General features: G+C 55.3%; 8 protein-coding genes and 2 pseudogenes. 1 reads left to right on the plus strand and 9 read right to left on the minus strand.

Annotated features, from left to right (window positions below):
- Positions 1-51 precede the first annotated feature (51 nt).
- The 8 genes and pseudogenes from AC2FFH_RS21245 to AC2FFH_RS21280 form a co-directional block, all read right to left on the minus strand.
- Positions 52-456, minus strand: a complete 405-nt coding sequence (locus tag AC2FFH_RS21245) for a DUF2160 domain-containing protein (protein WP_496770635.1) — start codon at positions 454-456, stop codon at positions 52-54.
- 8 nt (positions 457-464) lie between these two features.
- Positions 465-1,262: a carbohydrate ABC transporter permease gene (locus AC2FFH_RS21250; RefSeq protein WP_058274621.1), complete on the minus strand. Its 798-nt coding sequence runs from the start codon at positions 1,260-1,262 to the stop codon at positions 465-467.
- Positions 1,259-2,122, minus strand: a complete 864-nt coding sequence (locus tag AC2FFH_RS21255) for a carbohydrate ABC transporter permease (protein ID WP_058274620.1) — start codon at positions 2,120-2,122, stop codon at positions 1,259-1,261. Before AC2FFH_RS21255 ends, AC2FFH_RS21250 begins: the two co-directional genes overlap by 4 nt.
- A complete protein-coding gene (locus AC2FFH_RS21260) occupies positions 2,119-3,195 on the minus strand; it encodes an ABC transporter ATP-binding protein (RefSeq protein ID WP_496770637.1) in 1,077 nt (358 codons plus the stop codon). Before AC2FFH_RS21260 ends, AC2FFH_RS21255 begins: the two co-directional genes overlap by 4 nt.
- A gap of 1 nt (position 3,196) precedes the next feature.
- Positions 3,197-4,246: an ABC transporter ATP-binding protein gene (locus AC2FFH_RS21265; RefSeq protein ID WP_108859744.1), complete on the minus strand. Its 1,050-nt coding sequence runs from the start codon at positions 4,244-4,246 to the stop codon at positions 3,197-3,199.
- 82 nt (positions 4,247-4,328) lie between these two features.
- Entirely contained in the window at positions 4,329-6,068 is a 1,740-nt protein-coding gene (locus tag AC2FFH_RS21270; protein ID WP_496770639.1) for an ABC transporter substrate-binding protein, read from the minus strand.
- A gap of 819 nt (positions 6,069-6,887) precedes the next feature.
- Positions 6,888-7,909: pseudogene (locus AC2FFH_RS21275) on the minus strand (IS110 family RNA-guided transposase).
- 186 nt (positions 7,910-8,095) lie between these two features.
- A complete protein-coding gene (locus AC2FFH_RS21280) occupies positions 8,096-8,443 on the minus strand; it encodes a DUF4143 domain-containing protein (protein ID WP_496845273.1) in 348 nt (115 codons plus the stop codon).
- Positions 8,444-8,506: 63 nt separating this feature from the next.
- On the opposite strand from AC2FFH_RS21280, the pseudogene AC2FFH_RS21285 reads away from it, so the two are divergent.
- A pseudogene (locus tag AC2FFH_RS21285) lies at positions 8,507-8,689 on the plus strand (DDE-type integrase/transposase/recombinase); the annotation flags it as partial.
- A 310-nt stretch (positions 8,690-8,999) separates the two neighbouring features.
- Here the strand turns inward: AC2FFH_RS21285 and AC2FFH_RS21290 are convergent.
- A complete protein-coding gene (locus AC2FFH_RS21290; RefSeq protein ID WP_496845274.1) occupies positions 9,000-12,272 on the minus strand; it encodes an autotransporter domain-containing protein in 3,273 nt (1,090 codons plus the stop codon).
- Between the last annotated feature and the right edge of the window lie 119 nt (positions 12,273-12,391).

The raw sequence follows: 12,391 nt of genomic DNA on the forward strand, positions 1-12,391 counted from the left end.
CATTTTTTAGTATGCCTGACAGACAAGCATCCTTTCGCAGTTTCGCAAAGCTTAAACTTTCCAGAAGACGAAGATGCCCCAACCGATGGACAAAAACAGCGGCGTCCAAACCGGTTGCCCAACCAATCCGAGCCAGGCCAGAAAGATGTAGGCAGCCCCGAGAAGCGTGATGAAGAGACGATCGCCGAGCGTGGTGGTCAGACCCAATACGCCGCGCCGCTCAATCCCGTCGCGATATTTGAAGCCTTCGAGAACGCCAATCAGCGCGATGGCTGAGAATATCCCAACGAAAACTGCAAGTGTCGCAGGCGTCCAGGCCATCCAGAAATCGGGCCACAAAGGGTCGGTCCAGGAAAATCCCTTTTTCTCTTGTTGGCCAACGTTGCCCCATCCGGTCTGAGCCTGAGCCAAGGTTGTCGTAGGTAGGAAAGGGAGGATGAGAAGAAATTTACGCATATCGAACCTCACACACGACCCATCGCGAAACCGCGCGCGATGTAGTTGCGGACAAACCAAATGACGATGGCTCCGGGGATGATGGTCAGGGTTCCGGCAGCGGCCAGCAGGCCCAGCTCGTACCCGGCGCTGGAGGCAGTACGCGTCATGACGGCCGCGATGGGTTTAGCCTCCACTGCAGTCAGGGTTTTGGCCAACAGCATCTCGACCCACGAAAACATGAAACAAAAGAAGGCCGCGACACCGACACCCGCTTTGATGTTCGGCAGGAAAATCGTCACGAAGAAACGTGGGAACGAATAGCCATCCACATAGGCGGTCTCATCCAGTTCTTTGGGAATGCCGCGCATGAAACCTTCCAGGATCCAAACAGCCAACGGCACGTTGAACAGTGTATGGGCAAGTGCCACGGCCAGATATGTGTCGAACAATCCGATAGACGAGTACAGCTGGAAGAAAGGCAGCGCAAACACCGCAGCCGGAGCCATACGGTTGGTCAGCAGCCAAAAGAACAGCTGCTTGTCACCAAGGAACCGATAGCGCGAGAACGCATAAGCGGCGGGCAAGGCCACACAAACGGAAAGCACCGTGTTGATTGTCACGTAGGCAATCGAATTTATGTAGCCCCAATACCACGTCGGATCTGTGAAGATGGTGATGTAATTCTCCAGCGTGAAGGTCTGCGGGAACAGGGAAAAGCCCGACAGAATCTCGTTCGTGGTCTTGAAGGACATCGCCACCAGCCAATAGATCGGCAGCATCAGAAACGCGATATAGAGGATTGGGATAAGGGACCGCTTCTTCATTGCGCGTCATCCTTTGTCATCAGAGTGTAGAAGACCCAAGACACCAGCAGCGTGATGGCGAAGTAGATCAGGCTCATCGCGGCTGCAGGGCCAAGGTCGAACTGTCCCAGAGCGATCTTCACAAGGTCGATCGACAGCAAGGTTGTTGAATTGCCGGGGCCTCCGCCGGTCAGAACGAAGGGCTCGGTATAGATGTTGAAACTGTCCATGAACCGCAGCAGTACTGCGATGGTCAGGACTGTTTTCATCTTGGGCAGCTGGATGTAGCGGAATACCGACCACGGGCTGGCGCCGTCAATCTTGGCGGCCTGATAATAGGCGTCCGGGATCGACACGAGGCCAGCGTAGCAGAGTAGTACGACCAATGAAGTCCAGTGCCAGACATCCATGATGACGACCGTGATCCACGCCGACAGCGGCTGCTGCGTCATGTCATAGTTGATGCCCAAAACGTCATTTAGGAAATAGCCCAGCAAGCCGATCTTGGGCAGAGTAAAGATATTCCACATCGACCCGACTACATTCCATGGGATCAGCATCGGCAGAGCCATGAGAACCAGACAAACAGGAACCCAGAACCCTTTGCGCGGCATCGACAGGGCTACGATGATGCCCAAGGGCACCTCAATCAGCAGGATCAGGAAAGTGAACAGGAACTGCCGTCCAAGCGCAGCCTGAAACCGATCAGAGCGCAGGATCTGTTCGAACCAGCCCAGTCCCTCCCAGAAAAACTGGTTGTTGCCGAAGGTCTCCTGCACTGAGTAGTTGACCACCGTCATCATCGGCACCAGCGCGTTGAACGCGACGAGTGCCAGCACCGGCAAGACAAAGAACCATGCCTTTTGGTTTTCCGTTCTCATTGTGCCCGCTCCTCGCTTGCGATCCAGCCGTCGCGGTAGACGCGCGATTGTTCAGGTTTGAATTGCAGGAAGACTTGTGATCCCGGTTCCGGGACACTGTGTTCAGTTACTGCTTTCAGCGCTGTGTTACCGACCATGGCGCTGACCACGTAGTGACGGCCAATATCCGAGACCTTGGTTACATGTGCAGGGATACCTGTGTCACCGAACCCCACATATTCGGGGCGGATGCCCAGATCGGTGCGACCGCCATCACCATGGGTCGGACCTTCCAGCATCACTTCGTGGCCTTCGAAAACGGCGCGGTCGTCCCTGGCTTCACAGGGCAGAACGTTCATGCCGGGAGAGCCGATGAAGTGACCAACAAACGTGTGCTGAGGACGTTCGAACAGCTCGACAGGCGTGCCGATCTGAACCACTTCACCGTCTTGCATCACGACCACTTCGTCCGCGAAGGTCAGCGCCTCAGTCTGGTCGTGGGTCACGTAAATCATCGTGGCTTTGACGCGCTGATGCAGTTCCTTCAGTTTCGACCGCAGTTTCCATTTCAGGTGTGGGTCGATCACAGTCAGCGGTTCGTCGAACATCACCGCATTCACGTCATCACGCACTAAACCGCGCCCCATCGAGATCTTCTGTTTGTTGTCGGGGCTAAGGCCCGACGCGCGGGTTCTCAGTAACTCGGTGACGTCCAGCATCTCGGCTATCTCATCAACGCGGCGTTTGATTGTCGCGGCGTCGACACCTCGATTTTTCAGCGGAAAAGCCAGGTTTTCACCCACGGTCATCGTGTCGTAGATCACCGGAAACTGGAACACCTGCGCGATATTGCGTTGATCTGGCGGCAAGGCCGTCACGTCGCGGTCATCGAACAGGATCTGCCCTTCAGACGGTGTCAGAAGGCCGGAAATGATGTTTAGCAACGTGGACTTCCCGCAACCTGATGGCCCCAACAGGGCATACGCCCCGCCATCGCGCCAGGTCACGTCAATTTCCTTCAGCGCGTAGTCATCCGGGCCTTTTGGCGTCGGCATATAGCTGTGTTTAAGGTTTGAAAGCTTGATCTGTGCCATGTCAGGCTACCCTTTTGCCGTCTTGGCCGAAATACCGGCAATGGGCCGGGTTCATGAAAAAACGATGGTCTTCGCCCACCTGATAGGGATGTACACCAGCTGCCAAAGAGACCCACGCATCGTCCCCATGCTGGAAATGAGCGCTGGAATCCGACCCTGACAATTCGGTTACAATCACCCGACCGGTCAGTTCCACATCCGCATCCGAGGTGCGGATTGGTGTCACTCGGTGCGGCCGCACTGCGACCATGTACTCGCCATCGGTCATATCTGCGACCTGCCAGCCGCCTCCACCCGCCAATCGCGCTTGTGCACCGGACACGGTGACGCGGGCCACATTGATCGGCGGGTCTGAAAACACGCGCGCAGCGGCAATATTCTCAGGGTTGCGATAGATATCAGCAGTCGGGCCGAATTGAGTAACGCGACCGTCTTCCATAAGGGCGGTATATCCACCCAAAAGCAGCGCCTCTTCGGGTTCCGAGGTGGCGTAAACCACCACCGCCCCACGACCGGCAAACAGGTCGGGTAGCTGCTCGCGCAGTTCTTCGCGCAGCTTGTAATCCAGGTTGGCCAACGGTTCATCGAGGAACACGGCTCGGCTTTCTTTTGCGATGGCACGGGCCAACGCGGTACGTTGTTGTTGGCCGCCTGACAACTCATGCGGTCGGCGATGCAACATCGGGCGCAGCTGCAGCAAGTCGGCGGCCTCTTCCACGCGTCCTTCAATCTCGGATTTCGCCATCCCTGCCACACGCAAAGGTGAGGCGATGTTGTCAAAAACAGTCATATGCGGATAGTTCACGAAGAACTGGTGCACGAGGCTGATCTGCCGCTTTTGCGTGTTCAGCCTTGTGACGTCCTGCCCGTCCATCAGCACCTTGCCTGAGGCGACCGGGTCCAGCCCGGCCATCATCTTGATCAGAGAAGTTTTGCCCGATCCCGTCGCGCCCAGCAGTACATTGAAATGGCCGGTTTGCAGCGTCAGGGTCGTGGGCTTGATATGGATAACGTTGCCAACGCGTTTGGTGGCATCTTGTAGTTCGATCATGTCCGTGGGTTCCGGTTCTTCAGTGCGTCGCACTGGCCTTGAGGTGGGGATGCCTAAAGCGGCATCCCCGGGTTTCAATGGCTTATTGAGACTGCCAGCGCTGAACCAGTTCGTCATAGTTGACGGTTTGACCCTGCGGCTTTTCGTTCTCGAGCTTGGCTTTGGGCGAGCCTGCTTTTTCCAACCAGAACGACGCATCCTGCGGCTCGTTCAAGCGGGGACCACAGCCACCGTAGACACCGGCGCTTTCATCCGCGGCCTGCATGCGGGCCATGGTGATGTCCATCTCTTCAGCCAGACGGTCCATCGCCTCTTGCGGGGTGAATGCGCCCGAGTTCACGTCACCGATCTGCTGCCACCAGATCTGGGCCAGCTTCGGATAGTCCGGCACGTTGATGCCGGTCGGCGACCATGCCACACGATCAGGCGAGCGGTAGAACTCGACCAGACCACCCAGCTTGGGTGCGCGTTCGGTGAACGACTCGTGGTTGACCGAGCTGTCGCGAATGAAGGTCAGACCCACATGGGACTTCTTCACATCGACAGTTTTGGACGTCACGAACTGGGCATAGAGCCAAGCCGCCTGAGCACGATCCGCAGGGGTCGACTTCAGGAAGGTCCAGGAACCCACGTCCTGATACCCAACCTTCTGGCCGTCTTCCCAGTAGGGGCCGTGCGGGCTGGGCGCCATCCGCCACAGTGGCGTACCTTCGTCATCCACGGTGTTGTTGCCTTCAGATTTCGGCTTCACCATGTCGGCGGTAAAGGCGGTGTACCAGAAGATCTGCTGGGCCACGTTGCCCTGGCTCAGCGCAGGCAGAGACTGGTAAAAGTCATAAGACGCCGCGCCCGGAGGAGCGTAGTTCCGCAGCCATTCGTCCCACTTACGGATCGCATAGACCGCAGCCGGGCCGTTAGCAGCACCGCCGCGCGATACCGAAGCACCGACCGGGTTACAGGTGCCAGCTTCCATACGGATGCCCCATTCGTCGACCGGGATACCATTGGGTTCGCCCACATCGCCAGCACCAGCCATCGACAGCCAGGCGTCGGTCATACGCCAGCCCAGGTCAGGCGCGCGCTTGCCGTAATCCATGTGGCCATAGATCGTGGTGCCGTCGACTTCTTTCACGTCGTTGGTGAAGAAATCGGCGATGTCTTCGTAAGCAGACCAGTTGACTGGAACACCCAGATCATAGCCGTACTTTTCCTTGAAGGCGGCTTTGTTGGCCTCATCATCGAACCAGTCCTTGCGGAACCAGTAGAGGTTGGCGAACTGCTGGTCGGGCAGCTGATACAGCTTGCCGTCCGGACCGGTGGTGAACTGAATGCCCATGAAGTCATCCAGATCCAGCGTCGGCGAAGTCGACGCCGCCCAATCACCGCCCATCATGTCGGTCAGCGGATAGGCCAGTTGAAGACGCGAGTGCGTGCCGATCAGGTCGCTGTCATTGACATAGCCATCATACAGGTTCCGACCTGTCTGAAGCTGAGTCTGAACAGCCTGAACCACTTCGCCCTCACCGAGGATCTGGTGATTGACCTTGATACCGGTGATTTCCTCGAACGCCTTGGTCAGAACCTCGGATTCGTAGGAATGTGTCGGGATGCCTTCGGACAGGACGTTGATTTCCATGCCAGCATAAGGCTGTGCAGCTTCAATGAACCACTGCATTTCCGACATCTGTTCGTCTTTCGACAAGGTCGATGGCTGGAATTCGTCGTCGATCCAACGTTGTGCTGCGGCTTCGTCGGCCCAAACGGGACCGTGCCCCGCAATGACGGCAGCAGCCGCCACTGCGGAAAGTAGATGTCTCCGCATCTCTTTCCTCCCAAAAAATTATGGTTTTCCGGCGCAAACCGGATAGCAGACAGCATCAGCGATTTTTTGCGCACCTGTCAAACTAAATTTTTAGTAATTAAATGAGGCCCCTGGAAGCAATTGAATTTTTTAACTTTTTTTGCAATTCATGAACTACAAGTGGACGGTATTTCATCTTAGGCCTGAGGATGCGTGCAGGACACTCGTATTGCTAGTGTTCATGCGCGTCAGAGCCTGATTCCTTCCTGTGACGCTGACAGCCGCTTCTAATTTAGAAGACTTGTTGAGTCCCGGTGGAACAAATCACCAGATGTTCTAACAACCTACCTACCACATCGGTCTTTTCGCGTTGTCATATATTACGGCCGACAATTGGAGGCTAAATCAATATAGTTTTGGTTTTGTTACACCCATCCTTGAAATTCTAGATGAAAGTCAACTTCGTTTCTTACAGCGTTTACCATTACTTTGGGTCAAAACTCGGATCAGGAGGTACGCTGTGACAAACTTATTGGTCGCATCGAATGTCGGCTTTCACATGACACACATATGAAACAAGAGAGCGAAGCGAATATCTTGTGTGGATGGCTCCTGCATAGCAAGTCCTTTTTGATCTGATTTGTGCATTTGTCAGAAGCAGTCATGTGTCCTGCCTGTTTGCGCGGTTTTGACCGCTAGCCCTGATGGGTTCCGCAAACCAAGTTCCTATCAGCTTTACGGACTATTATGCTCGCGCCATTCGGCGGAGTTTCTTGGCTTTGGCGGCAGACTTATGCACCATCATCTCGCGGGTCTTGCTAACTCGATGTTCCTTTCGTCTCAGGCTACAGCGCGTGGGCTGTAAAGTTCGTTGCGGGTGAGCACTGCCCGGACGATCCGGGCAGTCTTATTAGCCATTGCGACAGTTGCGACCAGCGCAGGTATGCGTTCGAGTTGTTATGTCAGCCACTTGCTGGCGCGTTCAGGGTGTGACCGTGTCTGTCGGACTAATGATGTCATGCCGACGACAAGCAAAGATCGCAGATACTGATCGCCCACCTTGGTGATCCGCCCCAGCTTCTCCTTGCCGCCGCTGGATATGTTTGCGGGGGTCAAACCCAACCAGGCAGCAAATTCCCTGCCGTTTCGGAACTGATGCCCATCGCCGATGCTGGCGATAATCGCAGAGGCCGTTACCGCACCGATGCCCGGGATTGTGCGCAACAAGCGCACCCGTTCATCTTCTTTGGCCACTTGCTTCAGGCGTCCTTCGTACCAGCGGACCCTTTTATGCAAAGCCATGAGTTGTTCGCACAGATTGTGGATCACTTCATTGGCGATGTCGGGCAAATCGAGAACCTCACCAAGTGTGATATCCTCAGAAAAGCTGATCACCCGGGCGAGACCTCTTGGAATGAAGATGCCAAACTCAGCAACCAAGCCACGCAGATTGTTGATGAGTTGCGTTCTCTGGCGCACTAGAAGATCGCGGGCACGATGGAGTGACAGCAGAGATTGTTGTTCGACCGTTTTGGTGGCCACAAAGCGCATGGTCGGTCGGGTCACAGCCTCGCAGATGGCCTCGGCATCGATGGCATCCGACTTTCCACGTTTGACGTATGGCTTTACATACATCGGCGGGATCAGTCGAACCTCGTAACCCATTGCAGTAAGTTCGCGGGCCCAATGATGCGCACTACTGCACGACTCCATGCCGATTAAGCAGGGGCCCGGTTTTGCAAAGAACGACAGAAATTGCGCTCGTCGCAATGGCTTGGTGAACACGACTTCTTCGGTCGCGGTGATCCCGTGGACTTGGAAACGTTCTTGGCCAGATCAACGCCAATTGTGGCGACTTGCATGGGGTGGCTCCTCTCATAAGCAGATTTTGAAACCCGCATTATGGCGCATTGCGACGCCGGTTGGAGCAGAAGCCATCCACCCCATCAGAATTGGGCCGCTCGTGGCAGTATTTTCAATTGCAACAAGGTTCGGCCAGAGGTGGGCTACAACGTTCAATTCCGAACCCGCTACTTCCGGCCCGGTCGCTATTTAGCCTTTGCGGACGCCAGCCTTTCCATAGCACTTTTTAGGGGCATTGCCCGTACTCCCCCCGGCCCCGGCACTTCCTTCCCGTCCGCATAGACAAGTATGCGTTCTGAGACGTCCAAATCTTCTGTCGCGATGTGAAACCCGCGCGTCACCTTGGCAGATGTCGTCCGCTTGATCTCTATGGCCCAGAGGGCGCCTCGGGGAAGCTCCAACATCAAATCAACCTCAGCGCCTGCGGAAGAGCGATAGAAGCTTGCTTCAGTTCCGCGTGCCGCAGCGGCGATTAGGCTCTCGATACAGAAGCCTTCCCAACTGCCTCTGACAACCGGATCCCGGTAGATCAACTCTAACCCAAATCGAGGCCTTCAAAACCTCCGATTGAAGCGTCGCGATCATTCATGCCGGATAACAACCTGATCAAGCAGGATCACAGGTTCATCAAGCGTCGCATATGCCACATGTGCGGGTTCAAGTCGTTCGCTTCAGCGGCCGCAACGCTCGACGGAATCGAAGTGTCGCACATGATCCGAAAGGGCCAACTTACGCCCGAACTTTGTCCATTTCAGCAGTTCGCTGAGCTCGCCACCTGACTCACAAGCGATTGCTCAAACAACTCAACGGGCTCAAACCTTGGCGACAAAACCGATCGATGTCACTGTGCCCTTAATTACTGGACGCAGAAACATTGCCGGACATTTGGTCCGATTTTGTGCCTTTAATTCTCGTATATCCACAGGATAGCGGCGATTTTTTGCAACGGTGCGATCCGCACATCCGAGCAATTCCGCACTGTCCACAACACTTTCTAATCGGGCGCCAAATTTGGCGATACATCCCGTGCGTCAAGGAGAAGGCTTCTTCCCCTTGTCGCGGTTGGTTCAGATCAACCATCTCATTCGATTAAAATTTGATGCTGCCCTTGATAAAGGCGCTGTTGATGCGTGTATTGTCCGAGAACCGGCCCCGATATCCAAGCTGAATGGATTTTTCGCCTTGGGTAAAGAACGTCACCCCCGCTTCGACATCGGCAAACAGGTTGTCGGCATCTGTCGAGTTGGTGAAATCAGGTCCATCGCCAAGACGTGCCGTTACGGTTGTATCCGTATTGTTGAAATACGTCGCCCCGATTTTCCCGTATGCACGCAGCGCCAGATTTTCGCGGATCTGCCGGTCCTGACCGAACTCCAGTGACGGGCTGACCGAGAAATAGGTCTCGCTGTTGGCGTCAACGGACAGGCCAGTTGCTGACGTCCCGGATTCCGTGAATCCGTCACGCTTAACGCGCGTCAGGTTCAAATCCAGCATAGGTTTGAGATAACCCGAGCTGCGTTCAATCAGATATGCCGCTCGTACCTGTGCCGACAGATAATCGACGTCGTAGTTCGATGTGTTCGATGCGTTGAGGCCGCCGAACGTGACGGAACGCGTCGTGTCGAAATCGCCCACACCGCCAGCGATTGCCCCGGACAAGGCAAACCGCCCGAACGTGCGCTTCAAACTCAGGCCGACCGAATAAGAGTCAAAATCACTATCGACGCCGGACGTTGAGAAGATATCGCCAGATTCATACGCCAGGGCAAACCCGGCAAACCAATCGGACCGGAACTCAAGCTGGCCACCCACGCTGATCCCGTAGGACCGGCTGTCGTAGCCGACAGAATCCGACGTTCCATCCTGATCGAAATGCTGGGTCTGAGGCCGTGCCCAGAGGCAGCTGCCTTCCGAGATGGCGGCGTATTCCACGCCGGTCACTTGGCACGAAAACAGCTGATTGGTGAAGTTCTGGGCGTTGACCAGTGCGGTGCTTTCACTGCTGAGAATACCCGCCGCGCCAAGTTGGTCATACGCTTCTTTCAATTCATTGGCGTTGGACACTTCGTTAAGCAAGGCGTTGGTTACCGGGGCAATGTTCTCATCCCCGTCTTCAAAGGCCGCATCAATTGCATTGGCGGTGTTGCGCTGATTGGCGTTTAGCCCAGCGCCGGGAGCGGCGAAGTTTACGTTGGTCGCCAGGACCACGTCATTTGCATTGGGGAACTGCAGTTCAGCCTGCAGGATTGGGCTGATGGTGAAACCATTCAGAGTCACACCTTCGTTCGCCGTGCCACCTTCCGCAGTCAAAATTGTGAATTGCTGGGACCGGGCCGACCCGTTCAATACGTTGACGTCCACGGTACCGTTCAAGGCTGCGGTTTCTGAAACGTTCAAGCGGTCCGCCGCGCCGCTATCCAAGTCGAGATCGACGGCGAAGCGGCCACTTTCCCCCTGCACCAGTCTGCCTGTCACACTCGTGGTTGCGATCGTTCCCCGCCCACCCGGAGATAGCACCCCGTCATTGGTCAGAGCGTTTCCTGCACCCAGATTGACAACGCCACCAGTGTTGAAAGTACTGCCAGCCTGGTTGTTGAAAGCATTTGTGCCTTCGCCCAGCATAATAGCACCGTTGGCTGTTGCGGTCAGTGTTCCGAAATTGTTGATCGTAGTGTTACCAGCGCCTCCGATCACAGCAGATCCACCCAGCGACGACAGGACAACCTCACCCGCCGTATTTAAAACATTCGTTGCACCCGCGGCCGAGTCGAAACGTACGGCCGAACCATCACCTGAGCCACCTTGGACAGTTGCACCATTGATGGAGACAGTGGACGTATTCATAGCTGAGCCTGTGACACGGATACCGCTGGCGCGTGCGCCCTCTGCCGAAATGTTGTCGCCGACTCGGATCGCAGTGTTGCCCCGGCCAGGGTTTTGAACTTCAATCCCGTTTGATTGGTCGCCGCGGGTCAAGATTTCGCCGGCGGACTCGATTTCAACAGTTACGGCGGTGTCACTTTCAATTTCGATGCCACGGATTTCCGCAACAATCCCGTTGGCGTCGACCCCAGCGGTTTCAATCCTGCCCGTATTGTTAACAGTAACATTCCCGACAACAGCTTCCTTGCCCGCTCCGATCCCATTCGCAGACCTTCCTGCAGTAGTGATCGCACCATTGGACTGGATTTTCACTTCCCCATCGCCGTTCAAACTAAACCCGACAATGCCATTGGATGCCTCTGCCTGTGTGGCGATAACGCTGTCCGAAGTTATGACCGTATCGCCCCCCTCAACGTTCAAAACCGTGACGCCGGAAGAAGATTCACCTCTTGTTGTGATATTCCCGCTGGTATTGATCTCGACGTTCCCAGTGCCCGATTTACGGACGAGAATTCCTGACGCGTTGGAACCGGCCGTCGTGATGTTTCCGGTTGCAATGACTCCGACATTATTGTCGGCATCGGGGCTAAACGAATTGATGTCGATTCCGCTCGCCGCATCGCCCTGCGTATCGATATTTGCAGCCACATCGACAGAAATGTCCCCGACACCTTGCGTGCGCTCGGCCATGATCCCGTCGCCATTGTTGCCTGAAGTACTGATTTCACCCAACGCGCGGATCGCAATGTCGCCCGAGCCTCCCTGCTGTTGGGCACGGATTCCGTTCGCGTCTGCCCCTGATGTCGAAATGGTTCCGGTCGAGGTAATTTCGATTTCTCCGTTTCCGGAGCGGGTCGCAAGAATACCAACACCGGAGTTATTCCGGGTTGTGATGTTTCCTTGTGACGTGACCAAAATGTTACCATCAACGTTCCGCAACATTTGGGCCTCTATGCCTTGGTTCGCAGCCACGATGTTGCCGGTTTGAGTAATGTTGATGTCGCCGTTGCCATCGTAGCGAGTAACAGAAATGCCGCTGTTTGACTCCGATGTAATATCGCCATTGGATTGGATGGTAACACTGTCACCGTCGGTCAAAACAGAAATTGCTTCCTGACGGGAAGTCAGGTCGCCAGTACTGACAATCTCAATGTCTCCCGTTGAATACAAGTCGACGAACACGGCATTACTTCTTGCGGAGATATCACCGGTGTTTGTTATCGTGACGTTGCCGTCGCCCTCGCCTTCGTCGGGAACGAGCGCACTGATTCCGTCCCCTTCGGCAGTGATTGTGCCGTTCGATGAGATTGTAATATCACCGGTTGTTTCAGCGTCGATCCCGTTATCTCCAGCGGTGACGTTTCCGGTCGATGTGATTGTGATATTGTCAGTTGCGGCAGCTTCAATTCCTCCGCCGCTTGCGCGTATCTGTCCGGTTGAAGTGATGGAGATGCTGCCGTCTTCGGTGGTGCCATCCAATCCGTCATTCCTGTTGGTCGTAACATCGCCCGTTGATTCAATCGTGTCTGACGTCAGCACCAATGGGACAGTTTAAGTAGATTTGATAAGAGAGGGTTTCTGGCTCATCGTAACCGCCA

The sequence above is a fragment of the Ruegeria sp. YTSC003 genome, from assembly GCF_059609785.1.

Bases quoted from the DNA above. Each gene is read 5' to 3' on its own strand.
- AC2FFH_RS21260 (WP_496770637.1), bottom strand. From the start codon at position 3,195: ATGGCACAGATCAAGCTTTCAAACCTTAAACACAGCTATATGCCGACG.
- AC2FFH_RS21270 (WP_496770639.1), bottom strand. From the start codon at position 6,068: ATGCGGAGACATCTACTTTCCGCAGTGGCGGCTGCTGCCGTCATTGCG.
- AC2FFH_RS21245 (WP_496770635.1), bottom strand. From the start codon at position 456: ATGCGTAAATTTCTTCTCATCCTCCCTTTCCTACCTACGACAACCTTG.
- AC2FFH_RS21250 (WP_058274621.1), bottom strand. From the start codon at position 1,262: ATGAAGAAGCGGTCCCTTATCCCAATCCTCTATATCGCGTTTCTGATG.
- AC2FFH_RS21265 (WP_108859744.1), bottom strand. From the start codon at position 4,246: ATGATCGAACTACAAGATGCCACCAAACGCGTTGGCAACGTTATCCAT.
- AC2FFH_RS21255 (WP_058274620.1), bottom strand. From the start codon at position 2,122: ATGAGAACGGAAAACCAAAAGGCATGGTTCTTTGTCTTGCCGGTGCTG.